The 12,940-nt window shown below is 59.7% G+C and carries 12 protein-coding genes and 1 tRNA gene; 8 read left to right on the top strand and 5 right to left on the bottom strand.

Annotation, left to right across the window (positions count from 1 at the left end; translation table 11 throughout):
- The first annotated feature begins 52 nt into the window (after window positions 1–52).
- The 5 genes from BLW21_RS08195 (at window position 53) to lepB (ending at window position 4,575) form a co-directional block, all read left to right on the top strand.
- Window positions 53–463, top strand: a complete 411-nt coding sequence (locus BLW21_RS08195; protein ID WP_092738965.1) for a hypothetical protein — start codon at window positions 53–55, stop codon at window positions 461–463.
- 219 nt (window positions 464–682) lie between these two features.
- Window positions 683–1,627 (top strand): ParB/RepB/Spo0J family partition protein, encoded by a 945-nt coding sequence (locus BLW21_RS08190; protein WP_175470904.1) that lies wholly within the window; start codon window positions 683–685, stop codon window positions 1,625–1,627.
- A gap of 110 nt (window positions 1,628–1,737) precedes the next feature.
- Complete coding sequence (locus BLW21_RS08185; protein ID WP_175470903.1) at window positions 1,738–2,379, top strand: DUF5683 domain-containing protein; 642 nt, start codon at window positions 1,738–1,740, stop codon at window positions 2,377–2,379.
- 130 nt (window positions 2,380–2,509) lie between these two features.
- Window positions 2,510–3,229, top strand: coding sequence for a 4-hydroxy-tetrahydrodipicolinate reductase (gene dapB, locus BLW21_RS08180; protein ID WP_092738963.1), 720 nt, complete (start codon window positions 2,510–2,512; stop codon window positions 3,227–3,229).
- Window positions 3,230–3,363: 134 nt separating this feature from the next.
- Window positions 3,364–4,575, top strand: a complete 1,212-nt coding sequence (lepB, locus tag BLW21_RS08175; RefSeq protein ID WP_092738962.1) for a signal peptidase I — start codon at window positions 3,364–3,366, stop codon at window positions 4,573–4,575.
- A 179-nt stretch (window positions 4,576–4,754) separates the two neighbouring features.
- On the opposite strand, the gene BLW21_RS08170 is transcribed toward lepB, so the two are convergent.
- Window positions 4,755–5,420, bottom strand: coding sequence for a uracil-DNA glycosylase (locus BLW21_RS08170; protein WP_092738961.1), 666 nt, complete (start codon window positions 5,418–5,420; stop codon window positions 4,755–4,757).
- Between the two features lie 122 nt (window positions 5,421–5,542).
- Here BLW21_RS08170 and apaG point away from each other — a divergent pair, with 122 nt between their 5' ends.
- Complete coding sequence (gene apaG / locus BLW21_RS08165; RefSeq protein ID WP_092738960.1) at window positions 5,543–5,929, top strand: Co2+/Mg2+ efflux protein ApaG; 387 nt, start codon at window positions 5,543–5,545, stop codon at window positions 5,927–5,929.
- Window positions 5,930–6,152: 223 nt separating this feature from the next.
- Window positions 6,153–6,986 (top strand): O-methyltransferase, encoded by an 834-nt coding sequence (locus BLW21_RS08160; RefSeq protein ID WP_092738959.1) that lies wholly within the window; start codon window positions 6,153–6,155, stop codon window positions 6,984–6,986.
- A gap of 141 nt (window positions 6,987–7,127) precedes the next feature.
- Here BLW21_RS08160 and kdsA read toward each other — a convergent pair whose 3' ends face one another.
- Window positions 7,128–7,952 (bottom strand): 3-deoxy-8-phosphooctulonate synthase, encoded by an 825-nt coding sequence (gene kdsA / locus BLW21_RS08155; protein ID WP_092738958.1) that lies wholly within the window; start codon window positions 7,950–7,952, stop codon window positions 7,128–7,130.
- 62 nt (window positions 7,953–8,014) lie between these two features.
- Complete coding sequence (locus tag BLW21_RS08150; RefSeq protein ID WP_317040224.1) at window positions 8,015–8,650, bottom strand: methyltransferase domain-containing protein; 636 nt, start codon at window positions 8,648–8,650, stop codon at window positions 8,015–8,017.
- 86 nt (window positions 8,651–8,736) lie between these two features.
- Between BLW21_RS08150 and BLW21_RS08145 the strand changes: the two genes are divergently transcribed.
- Window positions 8,737–9,684, top strand: a complete 948-nt coding sequence (locus tag BLW21_RS08145; protein WP_092738956.1) for a hypothetical protein — start codon at window positions 8,737–8,739, stop codon at window positions 9,682–9,684.
- Between the two features lie 160 nt (window positions 9,685–9,844).
- On the opposite strand, the gene cphA is transcribed toward BLW21_RS08145, so the two are convergent.
- Together cphA and BLW21_RS08135 are read right to left on the bottom strand one after the other, a co-directional pair.
- Entirely contained in the window at window positions 9,845–12,478 is a 2,634-nt protein-coding gene (gene cphA / locus BLW21_RS08140) for a cyanophycin synthetase (protein ID WP_092738955.1), read from the bottom strand.
- 226 nt (window positions 12,479–12,704) lie between these two features.
- A tRNA-Cys gene (locus tag BLW21_RS08135) sits at window positions 12,705–12,775 on the bottom strand.
- Window positions 12,776–12,940 lie beyond the last annotated feature (165 nt).

Here is a 12,940-nt window from a genome sequence, read left to right as displayed (position 1 = left end):
CCCCGCCCCTACGCTCGCGTTATGAATTAGACAACCAGTAAGCCTGATAGAAATGCAGCTGCGTCCTAAATACCTGCTGGTTGCGGCCGCAGTGGCGTTGCTGCTGTGGTTTGTGTTCGATGCCCTGACCCAGCCCGGCCCCCAGGACCTGGACGGCGGCTTCACGGAAACAGCCCTGTACCGCAACGAGAACAACACCGGCCCGGTGCAGCGCATCTACGCTGTAACGGTGGCCGATACCGCCCGCTGGGCCGAAATGCAGCAGTACGGCGAGTACATGCCCTACACCAAGTACGGCAATACCAAGGTATATTTCTTCAGCGCTGCCCGCCAGGCGCCCCGGGTGTTGCAGCCCGGCTCCGAGCCGTTTGCGGCGGAGTTCCGCACCAACTGCTTGGCCGTGTACGAGAAGGATTTGCTGAGCAACGTCAGCTTTAAGCGCCGGCCGTTTGGGCAGCGCTAGCCTGGCGGGCTGCAGTCGGCCGGTTGGGCATTTTTCTCTTCCGGAGCCGCAACCCCCACTGTAGGGAGCCGACGAATTTTGCCGGCTAAGTGGCTCATTGCCGCGTGTTTCACGGTTTTTCTGGTGGCGTGGAACATTTTTATCCCGGCATCCCGCTTGTTTGTGTATTTTTGACTCCCGCTTTTGCTCCGTGCTATTGGGTGAGGGCGGCTTGCAGGTATGTCTGAAAAAAACGAAGAGAAGAACGCCGCCGCCGCGGCTCCCAAGCGCCGGGTAGGTGGCCTGGGCCGCGGCCTGAACGCCCTGATTGAGGGCAGCTACGAGAAGAAAAGCGAGCGGCTGGGCGGCCTCGTGCCTCACCCCGTCAACTCGGTTGGCCTGATTCCGGTAGGCCAGATCCAGGCCAACCCCTACCAGCCCCGGACCCACTTCGACCAGGATGCCCTGCAGGAACTGGCCGAGAGCATCCGCGTGCAAGGCATTATCCAGCCCGTTACGCTTCGCCAGACGGGTACGAACTCCTACCAGCTCATTTCGGGCGAGCGGCGCCTGCAGGCCTCCAAGCTGGCCGGCCTCGACGCCATTCCGGCCTATATCCGCAAGGCCGACGACCAGCAGATGCTGGAAATGGCCCTGATTGAGAACATCCAGCGTGAAAACCTTAACGCCATCGAAATTGCCCTGAGCTACCAGCGGCTGGTGAGCGAGTGCAACCTCAAGCAGGAAGAGCTGGGCGACCGGGTGGGCAAAAACCGCTCGACCGTGACCAATTACCTGCGCCTGCTCAAGCTCCCGCCCGATATTCAGATCGGCCTGCGCGACACAGTTATCAGCATGGGCCACGCCCGCGCCCTCATCAGCATCGAGAGCATGGACCAGCAGCTGGCCCTGTTTCGCCGCATTGTGGCCGAGGAGCTATCGGTGCGCAAGGTGGAGCAGCTGGTGCGCAGCGGGGCCAGCGGCGAAACTGACAAGAAGCCAACGACTCCCGCCGAGCCAGCGGTACCGGTGGCCGAAATCAAGCGAACTGAGCGGCACCTTTCGGAGCGTTTCGGCAGCCGGGTGATGGTGAAACCCGGAGCTCAGGGTCGGGGCGAAATCAAGATTGCCTTTGACTCGGTAGAGGACATGCAGCGCATTCTGCACATTCTGCAACCATCCTAGCCGCAGCCGGCATTTTATACGAAGGCTCCTGCGTGGCACGTTGGCTGGGAGCCGGCCGTGTTGGTCCGGTTTTCTACCCGGCTGCGTGGCCCGCCCCCTACTCCGTCTGTATGCTTCGTTTTCGCTTTTCTCTGTTTTGCTTGCTGAGCCTGCTACTGAGTGGGCTGCGGCCGTCGGCGGCCCTGGCGCAGGTGGTTACGGTCGGGCCCGACTCGGCCAAGGTCGCCCGCCGGCCCGCCGCCTTCGACTCGACCCGGCGCACCGAGCGGCTGCTGGGCATGCGGGTGACACGGCCCCAGAAGGCCACGTTGCTGGCCCTGGTGCTACCCGGCGCGGGCCAGATCTACAACCGCCGCTACTGGAAGCTGCCGCTCGTGTACGGGGGGCTGGGCGGCGTGGGTTACGGCCTGTATTTCTACCAGACAGCTTATAGAGAGTACGTGGATGGCCGAGACGAGCTGATAGCCGACCCTGATAAGCTCATCAGCACGCTGAGTGGAAAGCGCGTGAGCCAGGAAACCAGCCGGGCCAATGTGCAGCGGGGCATCAATTTCTACCGCAGCCGCCGCGACACGTTTATTGGCTATACGGCCGTGGTGTACGGCATCACCATCCTCGATGCGCTGGTAGACGCCCACTTGCGCAACTTCGACATCAGCGACGACCTAAGCCTTCGCCTTGACCCGACCATGCTACCCAGTCCGGGCCAGGCCCCGCGCGCCGGTCTGGCCCTTACGCTGCACCTAAAATAAGGAGCTAGAAGATAGAAGCCAGGAGTTAGAATGTGCTTGCCTTTCTGCTTGCATTCTCACTTCTCATCTTCTAGCGACCAAGCTAGCTCCATCCCGTTCTAATTCCTTGCTTCTAACTTCTAGCTCCTCAATGAATATTCTCCTGATTGGTTACGGCAAAATGGGCCGGGCCATCGAAGCCCAGGCCCGGGCCCGGGGCCACCAGCTAGTCGGCATCATCGACCCCAGCCGGCCCAACGTAAGCATCACCGATTTCACACCCGCCCAGGTTGACGTGGCCATTGAGTTCACCCACCCCGACGCCGCCTTCCAGAACGTGGCGGCCTGCCTGCGCCAGGGCCTGCCGGTAGTGTGTGGCTCTACCGGCTGGCTGCACCATTTCGGCGAAGCCCAGGCGCTGAGTGAGCAAACCCGTACGCCGCTGTTCTACGCCTCCAATTACAGCGTGGGCGTGAACCTGTTCTTTCACTTCAGCGAGTACATGGCGGCCAAAATGCACCAGTTCGGCGGCTACGATGTGCAGGTACGCGAAATTCACCACACCCAGAAAGTCGACCAGCCCAGCGGCACGGCCCTGACGGTGGCCGAAGGTATTTTGCGCCACTTTCCCGGCAAAACCACCTGGCGCAATGAGGCTACCAGCGAGGCGCACGAGCTGGCCGTGCTGTCGGAGCGCGAGGGCGCGGTTATCGGCACCCACATCGTTACCTACTCCTGCCCCGCCGACACCATCGAGCTCAAGCATGAGGCGCACACCCGCGAGGGTTTTGTGCAGGGGGCGCTGCTGGCCGCCGAGTGGCTGCCCGGCCGCCAGGGCGTGTTCGGCATGAAAGATTTGCTGGAGTTGTGATTGGGTGGTTTGGTAATTCGGTAAACCGGCCAATCACCAAACTACAGTTCGCGCATTATTTCGCATCTTCCATTGTTTAAACCGCAGCGTCTCGGTTCCGGCCGGTAGTCCGCTTTTTCTGGCTCATTTGCATCATGGCAGTACAATCCTGGGAGAAATACCTCGAAAATAATCCGGCTGGCGCGGCCCCGGTGGGCACGCCCGTGCCCAAGAAGCGCAAGGGCCCGATCCGCGAGTGGGGCGACGCTATTCTGTTCGCCGTTATTGCGGCCACGCTTATCCGGTGGGCCACCTTTGAGGCCTACACCATCCCAACGCCCAGCATGGAGCATACCCTGCTGGTGGGCGACTACCTGTTTGTAAGCAAGCTGCACTACGGCCCCCGCACCCCCCAGACGCCGCTGCAGGTGCCGCTCACGCACCAGACCATCTGGGGCAGCAACATTAAGAGCTATTCCGAGTTGATTCAGCTGCCGAGCTACCGGCTGCCGGGCTTTTCGGAAGTAAAAAACAACGATGTGGTGGTGTTCAATGTGCCCTTCGAAGCCGAGCACCCCGCCGACCTGCGCACCAACTACATCAAGCGCTGCGTGGCCGTGGCCGGCGACGTGCTCGAAGTGCGCCAGAGCCAAGTGTTTATCAACGGGAAGCCGGCCGAGAACTTCCCCGAGATGCAGAGCAGCTACTACCTGCAGGTGCCGCAGGCCAACGACGACCTGATGACGGCCTTCAAGGAGCAGGGCATTGTGGAGTACAATACGCCCGAGGGCCTACCCTACCAGGAAAACAGCGCCGAGTACGGCCCGGGTTACCTTATCAGCATGACCCGCGCTTCCTACGATTACTTCAAGAAGCAACCCTACGTGAAGGGCATCATCAACCTGCAAACGCCCGTGGGCCAGCGGGAGGGCCAGGAGGTGTTCCCCAACAACCCCGATTACCCCTACAGCCAGGCCCTGCAAAACGCCCCCTTCCCCAGCTGGAACAAGGATAACTACGGACCACTCCAGATTCCGAAGGAAGGCCAGACCGTGCAACTCACACCCCAGAATACGCCCCAGTACCTGAAAATCATCACCCGCTACGAGCACAACGAAGGTATCACCGTCGATGGCACGGGCCGGATTCTGCAGAACGGTCAGCCGCTCACGAGCTACACCTTCAAGCAGGATTACTACTTTATGATGGGCGACAACCGCCACAACTCCCTCGATTCGCGCTTCTGGGGCTTCGTACCCAAAGACCACATTGTGGGCAAGGCCGTACTCATCTGGATGTCGGTAGACCCCAACGGCAGCTTCCTGAGCAAAATTCGCTGGAACCGCCTGTTCAACCTAGTGCATTAAATTTAGCGCTTGGTGCTTCGTTGTTAGTGCTTGGAAAAGGCGTGTCATCCTGAGCTTGCGAAAGACCTCACAACGCTCGAACGATAATCGTGACAACGACTCGTTCTAGGGTAGTAAGGTCCTTCGCAAGCTCAGGATGACACGCCTTTTCCAAGCACTAACAACGAAGCACCAAGCTTTTACCAAAAAATCGGCGCCTCGCTGTGCTGCCCCAGGTAGGCGTTGGTCTGGCTGAAGGGGCGGCTGCCGAAGAAGCCGCGGTCGGCGGCGTAGGGCGAAGGGTGGGCAGCCTTCAGCACGAGGTGCTTACGGGCGTCAATGACTTCGCCTTTTTTCTGGGCCGAGGCGCCCCAGAGGATGAACACGACATGCTCCTTCTGGTCGGAGATGGTTTGGATAACGGCGTCGGTGAACTGCTCCCAGCCCTTTTTCTGGTGGCTGGCGGGCTCTTTGGCCCGCACCGTGAGCGTGGCGTTAAGCAGCAACACCCCCTGTTGGGCCCATCTATCGAGGTTGCCGTTGGGGGCCGGGGTAGTATCGGGTAAATCGGCGGCCAACTCCTTGAAAACATTCTGTAACGACGGGGGCGTGCGCACGCCCTCGGCTACCGAGAAGCTGAGGCCGTGGGCCTGGCCGCGGCCGTGGTAAGGATCCTGGCCCAGAATTACCACTTTCAGGGCATCAAACGGGCAGGCCTCAAAGGCATGAAATATTTGCGGACCGGGCGGAAATACTTCGGCCGTGGCATACTCACCCTTCACGAAGGCAATCAAGTGCTGGAAGTAGGCCTTCTCGAACTCGGGCGCCAGCACTTGGCGCCAGCTTTCTTCTATCTTAACCGACATACGAACCAGGATTATTTGTTAGTTTGAGGCAGCATTGCGGGTGCGGGCTGCGTTAGGGAAAGCAAGTAAACCAAATCCGGGCCCGTGCTGTTAGTTTTTTTCTCCTCTGCAACTCCGCCGTTATGAATACGACCACCACTCAGGGCGTAACCGTCAGCGTTATTACCAACTACCTACCCGACTATTCGAGCCCGGGTCAGGAGCACTACGTTTTCGCCTACAAAATTGATATCCGCAACAACAGCGAATATACCGTGAAGCTGCTGCGCCGCCACTGGTTTATTTCGGATGCCAATGGCGTAGTGCGCGAGGTGGAGGGAGAAGGCGTGGTGGGCCAGCAGCCGGTGCTCGAACCCGGCGAATCGCACCAGTACGTATCGGGCTGCAACCTGAAATCGGGCGTGGGCAAGATGCGGGGCACCTACCAGATGGAGCGCCTGATGGACGGCAACGAGTTCGACGTCGAAATTCCGGAGTTTACGCTAATCGTGCCTTACCGCCTGAATTAATTGTTCGACTCGGTTTTCAAACTGCTTTTAGCCGCCTCCGGGCGGCTTTTTTGTGGATTTATTTGGCGCACGACGTAGGGGCGGGGCTTGTCCTCGCCCACCGTTAAACGATTTCCACACGGGCTGTTCTGACGACGGGCAGGGACAAGACTCGCCCCTACGCGCTCCTAAACCGAACGGTTTCTACCTTTCCTGTTCCAACCTAACGCTCCGCAACCACGCTTTGCTTTTCCAGATTCTTAGCTACCTCCGTTTCCTGGGGCGCTCGGGCAACGCCCACGGGCTGCACTCGCCCTCCGTATTCGGCCTCTACACCCACGTAGTAAACCACTCGGGCCAGTTTGCCGCCTACGAGGCCGTAGAAGCCCGCCGCGCCGCCCTGCTCACCGACGACACGGCTATTACGGTGCGCGACTTCGGGGCGGGCTCGCGAGTGGCCGGGGCGGGCCGCACGCGCCGCCTGCGCGACATTGCCCGTACCGCCGCCAAGCCCCCAAAGCTGGGACAGCTGCTGTTTCGGCTCGTTAATCACTACCGGCCGCGCACCGTAGTCGAGTTGGGTACCTCGCTGGGCCTCACCACTGCCTACCTGGCTCTGGCCGACTCGCGGGCCCGGGTGCTTACCTTCGAGGGCTGCCCCACCACGGCCGCCGTTGCCCGCCAAACCTTCAGCGCCGTGGGTGCCGAAAACGTGGCCCTCATCGAAGGCAACCTCGACGATACCCTCGCTCCTGCCCTGGCGGCCCTGCCCGACCCCGTCGATTTCGCCTTTTTCGATGGCAACCACCGCTACGAACCCACGGTGCGCTACTTCGAGCAGCTCAACGCCCACCGCACCGACCACAGCGTTTTTGTGCTCGACGATATCCATTGGTCAGCCGAAATGGAACGTGCCTGGGAAGCCGTCCGCCAGCACCCCGACGTCACGCTCACCGTCGACCTGTTCTATATCGGCCTCGTCTTCTTCCGCCCCAGCCTGCCCCGCCAGCACTTCACCCTGCGCTTTGATAACCCGCTGGACAGGCTACTGGAGCTAAGCCGGGTATTTGGAGCGTAGGTAGTGAAAGAAGACGGCTGTCATCCTGACGAAGGAAGGAACTTAGCCCACGAATCCAACCGTTTGAAAAGGCTGGTTTGGTAGAGTAAGGTCCTTCCTCCGTCAGGATGACAGCCGTCTTTGTTCTTGCCCTGGCCGCGCTTACCGCACCGCCTCGCGCACCCGCGTCAGCTTCATCAACAAGTCTTCCAGCTGGTCCAAAGGCAACATGTTGGCACCGTCGGATTTGGCGGTGGCGGGCGTGGGGTGGGTTTCGATGAACAGGCCGTCGGCGCCCACGGCAATGGCGGCTTTGGCAATGGTTTCGATGAGCGCCGGTTGGCCACCTGTTACGCCGCTGCTCTGGTTGGGCCGCTGCAGCGAGTGGGTTACATCCATGATAACAGGTACGCCGAAGGCACGCATGGCGGGCAGGTTGCGGAAATCGACCACCAGATCGGAGTAGCCAAACGAGTTGCCGCGGTCGGTTAGCAGCACGTTGTTGTTGCCCGACTGGCGCACTTTGTCCACCGCGAACTGCATGGCCTCGCCGTTCAGAAACTGGCCTTTTTTCACGTTCACCACTTTGCCGGTTTGGGCAGCGGCTACGAGTAAATCGGTCTGTCGGCACAGGAAAGCCGGAATCTGCAGCACGTCCACGTACTCGGCGGCCATGGCAGCCTCGCCCGATTCGTGGATGTCGGTAACAGTGGGCACGCCGATTTGCTGGCTTACTTTCTGCAGAATCCGCAGGGCTTTTTCGTCGCCGATGCCGGTGTAGGAATCGAGGCGCGAGCGGTTGGCTTTGCGGTACGAACCTTTGAAAATGAACGGAATCTGGAGCTTGTCGGTGATGTGCTGGATGCGCTCGGCAATGCGCAGGGCCATATCCTCCCCTTCAATTACGCAGGGGCCGGCCATCAGAAAAAACTGACCGGAATTGGTATTGCGGAAGTGCGGCAGCACGTTGGCAAGAGCTTCTAGCATGGAGTTGGGGGATAGTAGGGTTTGGGTAACAGCACCGTTAGACGCAGGGACGAGCCCTGCCCCTAACGGTCCTTCTTTTTCAGGCAGATAAACAGCTCCCGGCCCTGGCGGGGCGGCAGCGAGTTGGTAGCAGCAGTGAAATGAGCGAAATCGAAGTAGGGCTCGAAGTAGGCACGGTACTCCTCGCGCGAACCGCCGAAAGGCGGGCCAGCCGGTGCAAATTCGGTATCGAAGAGCAAACCCACAAGCGTGCCACCGGGCCGCAACAGCTGGGCACATTGGCGGGCATAAGCGGGGCGCAAGGCAGGGTCGAGGGCGCAGAAAAAGGTTTGCTCCACGATGAGGTCGAAAGGCGGGACGGACTCCAGGGCAAAGAAATCGGCCAGCAGCAGGTGGGCCGCCGGGAAGCCCGGCACGCGGGCCTGTAGCGCCGCCAACGCCGCCGGAGCCAGGTCGGCGACCAGTACGTTGGGCCAGCCGGCGTCATGCAGATATTCGGCCTCGTAGCTGCGGCCGGCCCCTGGAATGAGGATGCGGCGGCCGTCGGGCAGCCCCAGTTGGTTGAAATATTCGCGCAGTGGGGGCGTTATAGCGCCTGCATCCCAGCCGGTCTGGCCGATTTCGTAACGCTGCTGCCAGTAGGCGGTATCGAGAGGCGGGTTGGGCGGCATTTCGTGGCGGGGTTGTACCTTCGGCACTTGCCGGGGTACCAAACTCCGTTATTTTTGCCTTAAAGGTACTACCGCGTCCGGACTGTCCGGACCTCCACCCAAACCCTTTCTGTATGGAACAAGATCAGAGCCCCGAACCAAAGAACAATAACCGCCTGCTACTGATTGGGGCCCTTATTCTGGTGCTGCTGGGTATCAACGGGTTTCTGTTTTATATGAACCAGCAGAAGAGCCAGCAGAACGAAAAGCTGCAGGCCGATGTGGTCAGCAAGGATGCCAAGCTCGAAGACCAGATCAAGCAGTATGAGGCCCTGAAAGCCGATTACGAGCGCCAGAGCCAAGAAGTGCAGGGCATGGGTCTGGCTAATGACTCGCTGGTAGCCAAGCTGGCCCAGATCAACTCCGACCTGCTCAAGCTGCGCTCCTTCCGGGCCAGCAGCTTCAGCGTAAGCGAGCAGCGCCGCTTCAAGCAACGGGCTGCTAACTTCGAAACCCAGCTGCGGAAGAAAGACGAGGAAATCGTCCAGCTCAAAGCTGATAACGAGGCCCTCTACACCGAAACTACCACGCTTAAGGAGCGCCAGAACAAGCTCACTGACACCATTTCGTCGGTGGTGCGCTCCAACCAGGAGCTGAGCCAGAAAGTAGCCGTGGCCTCGCGCCTGCAGTCCGAAAACATCCGCGTGAACGTGGTTAACAGCCGCGAAAAGGAAAAGGAAGACTCCGACAACGAGTTCAAGGCCAAGCGGGTTGAGAAGGTTAAAGTAACCTTCAACCTGGCCCGCAACGACGTATCGCCGAAGGAAACCAAGGAGATTATGATGCGTCTGATTGAGCCCGATGGCGCTGCTCTCTACAACCTGAGCACCGGCGGCGGCACCTTCATGATTGACGGCTCGGAGGCCTTCTACACAGCCAAGCAGGACATCGTGTACGACAATACCCGCCAGCCCGTCCAGTTCCTCTACGCCAAGGGTGCCGCTTACAAAACCGGCCTCCACACTGTAGAACTCTACGAAGGTGGCGTGCTGATTGGCAAGACGACATTCACGCTCAAGTAGGACCGCGGATTAGCACGGATTTTAACGGATTTCACGGATTTTGTAGCCGATTAAAAAAAGCCACCTCTTGCGAGGTGGCTTTTTATTTTTGGAGTTGTAGTAGGCTGAAAGCAGCTAACCGGGCCAGCTACAAAATCCGTGAAATCCGCTAAAATCCGTGCTAATCCGTGATCTGTGCTTCGAATTCGTCGAGCTTTTTGAGTGTAGCGGTAATGTCTTCAGTGAACATGGCGATGAGCGAGCCGGGCCGAGCGGTTTGCAGCACATGGTCCATGGCCTCCATCTCTTCTTCGATGTAAGTAATGGGAACGTTGGGAGCATCGAGGCGCAGGCCCTCGGTCATTAGGTCCTTGAGTTGCTGGGCCGTTTTGCCACGCAGGTCGCGGTCCTGGCGCAGGATCACCTCATCGAACACGCGGCCCACGATGCGGGCAAAAGCCAGCGTGTCTTCGTCGCGCCGGTCGCCGAGGCCCGAAATCACGCCTACTTTGTGGGTGGCTTCGGTAGCTTCGAGGAATTGAGCAAACTTCTCCATGCCGTGAGCATTGTGGGCATAATCCACAATCACCTCAAAATCAGGAAACTTATACACGTTCATGCGGCCGGGCGTTTTCACACCCGAGGGCACAAACGTGCGCAGGGCCTGCTTGATTTCGTCTTTGTCGAAGCCGTAGCAGTAGCAGGCCAGGGCAGCAGCCATAGAGTTTTCGATGTTGAAGCTGGCCCGCCCACCAAAGGTAATCGGGAACTCGGCGGCCCGGTCTATCCGCAGTTTGTAGCTGTTTTTGTAAATGGAAATATAGCCTTCCTCGTACACGGCTGCCAGGCCGCCATGCTCGGCATGCTCCCGGATGCGCGGGTTGTGCTCGTCCATGCTGAAGAGGGCCACCCGGCAATCGAGCTTCTCGCGCATGGCGTACACCAAGTCATCGTCGGCGTTGAGCACGGCCCAGCCGTTTTTGCGCACTGTGCGCGGCAGCACGCCCTTCACGGCCGCCATATCCTCCACGGTGTAGATATCACGCATGCCCAGGTGGTCGGCGGCCACGTTGGTTACCACGGCCACGTCGCAGGTATGGAAGCCCAGACCCGAGCGCAGCATACCACCGCGGGCCGTTTCGAGCACCGCAAAGTTCACCGTGGGGTCTTTGAGTACGAACTCAGCACTCTGCCCGCCAGTGCAGTCGCCGCTTTGCAGCTGCACGCCCTGAATATAAATGCCGTTGGTAGTAGTGTGCCCCACTTTGTAGCCTTTTGAGGCCACAATATGGGCCAGCAGTAGCGTAGTGGTAGTTTTGCCGTTGGTGCCGGTGACGGCAAAAATTGGAATCCGGGACTTGCTGCCGGCTGGAAACAGCATGTCTATGACCGGGGCGGCCACATTACGGGGCAGGCCCTGGGTGGGCGAAATGTGCATCCGGAAGCCCGGCGCGGCATTCACCTCAATAACTGCGCCGCGGGTTTCGTTCAGCGGGATGGCAATGTCGGAAGTCAGCAAATCGATGCCGCAGATATCGAGGCCCACAATGCCGGCCACGCGCTCGGCCATCAGCACGTTGTAGGGATGCACCAGGTCGGTTACGTCGGTAGCCGTGCCGCCGGTGCTGATGTTGGCCGTTGTTTTCAGGTACAGTTCCTCCCCTTCGGGCAACACCGACTCCAGCGTCAGACCGTGCGTGAGCAGTAAATCCTGGGTGTGCTGGTCGGCCTTGATGCTGGTGAGCACCTTTTCGTGACCGACGCCCCGGCGCGGGTCCTCGTTCACGATATCAATCAGCTCCTGCACGGTGTGCTGGCCGTCGCCGGTTACGGCAGCCGGGGTGCGCTTGGCGGCAGCAATCAGCTTGCCGTTCACTACCAGCATCCGGAAGTCGTGGCCCTGCACGAGCTGCTCCACAATCACGGCCCGCGAATGCTCGCGGGCGGCCTGGAAGCCATCCACGGCCTCTACCCAGCTCTTGATGCCAATGGTAGCGCCGCGGCCGTGGTTGCCATTAAGCGGCTTGGTTACGATGGGAAAGCCCAGCTCCTCGATGGCCTCGCGCAACTCATCTTCGGAGTACACCGTGGTGCCGTTGGGCACGGGCACGCCGGCCGCATCCAGCATGGCCTTGGTACGATTCTTATTGCCGGCCACCTCCACCGCGGCGTGCGAAGTGTAGCTGCTCGTAGTGGCCCAGATACGCTTCTGGTTCACGCCGTAGCCCAGCTGAATGATACTGCTGTTTTTGAGCTGGATGTAGGGGATGTTGCGCGAGGTGGCCTCCGATACGATGCTCCAGGTGCTGGGGCCAAAGAATTCTTCCTCCCGGATTTCATGCAGCTCCTCTACTGTACGCTCCACGCTCACTGGCCGGCCGTGGCAGATGTCATCCACGATTTGCACAGCGGCCTCGGCAGCCATGCGGCCCGCCCGCTCCTCCTGGTAAGCAAACACCACGAACTCCACGCCCGGCTCCTGTTCGGCCGGGTACGACTTCCCCCAGAACACGGGCATGCCCGCCGTGCGCTGCAGCGTCAGCGCCACATGCTGAATCACGTAGCCCAGCGGCTCACCATCGGTGAGCAGGGCGGCCGTGAGCGGGGGTTTCTTCAATATGGCCTTGTCCGCGTCGGAAGGTGGGGCATCGGTTAGCCGGGGCAGCAGCCCCGGCAGCTGCTCGGCCAGCATCGGCAGGCTGCTCGACCACTTATCGGCCAGCTCCTCCAAATCCACTTTCATTACAATCAAACGGTAATGCTTAACAGACCAGAAGCTGGGGCCGCGCATAGTGCGCAGGTTCACAATTTTCATAAAGAAGAAAGATGAAGGAAAACGGGTTGGTGCGCGGTTCTACGCAGGAACGGAATGTAGGGATAAAGCGCGGCTAAACCACAACGAGGCCACTAGATCCCGTACAATTTAAGCCCGCAGAGCCCCAACTTCCAACTTCCGGATAATTCTTGCAGCCAGATTTATTTCGGCGCAAAAAACCCCGATTGAAACGAATCAACCGGGGTTCAGGCAATGAAGTAAGAAGAGGTGACGGGCGGATTCGAACCGCCGTAGGAGGTTTTGCAGACCTCTACCTAGCCGCTCGGTCACGTCACCGGGAGGGCTTTGAGGATGCAAACATACGGCTTAATCTGACTTACGCCAAAGTCAGGCGGTCTTTTTCGGGCAAAATGCGGGTAAGTGATTGGCGACCTGCAGCTTCTTTTTCAGGATGACTGTCATTCTCCATCTGGCATCCGCTTGTCGAAGAATCTCCACCTC

It is taken from the genome of Hymenobacter psychrophilus, from assembly GCF_900107135.1.
Lineage (GTDB): Bacteria > Bacteroidota > Bacteroidia > Cytophagales > Hymenobacteraceae > Hymenobacter > Hymenobacter psychrophilus.
This window is presented reverse-complemented; position numbering and strand designations above follow the sequence as displayed.

Coding starts and splice junctions, on each gene's coding strand:
- BLW21_RS08145 (WP_092738956.1), top strand. CDS start 8,737: ATGGAACAAGATCAGAGCCCCGAACCAAAGAACAATAACCGCCTGCTA.
- cphA (WP_092738955.1), bottom strand. CDS start 12,478: ATGAAAATTGTGAACCTGCGCACTATGCGCGGCCCCAGCTTCTGGTCT.
- BLW21_RS08190 (WP_175470904.1), top strand. CDS start 683: ATGTCTGAAAAAAACGAAGAGAAGAACGCCGCCGCCGCGGCTCCCAAG.
- lepB (WP_092738962.1), top strand. CDS start 3,364: ATGGCAGTACAATCCTGGGAGAAATACCTCGAAAATAATCCGGCTGGC.
- BLW21_RS08185 (WP_175470903.1), top strand. CDS start 1,738: ATGCTTCGTTTTCGCTTTTCTCTGTTTTGCTTGCTGAGCCTGCTACTG.
- apaG (WP_092738960.1), top strand. CDS start 5,543: ATGAATACGACCACCACTCAGGGCGTAACCGTCAGCGTTATTACCAAC.
- BLW21_RS08195 (WP_092738965.1), top strand. CDS start 53: ATGCAGCTGCGTCCTAAATACCTGCTGGTTGCGGCCGCAGTGGCGTTG.
- BLW21_RS08170 (WP_092738961.1), bottom strand. CDS start 5,420: ATGTCGGTTAAGATAGAAGAAAGCTGGCGCCAAGTGCTGGCGCCCGAG.
- dapB (WP_092738963.1), top strand. CDS start 2,510: ATGAATATTCTCCTGATTGGTTACGGCAAAATGGGCCGGGCCATCGAA.
- kdsA (WP_092738958.1), bottom strand. CDS start 7,952: ATGCTAGAAGCTCTTGCCAACGTGCTGCCGCACTTCCGCAATACCAAT.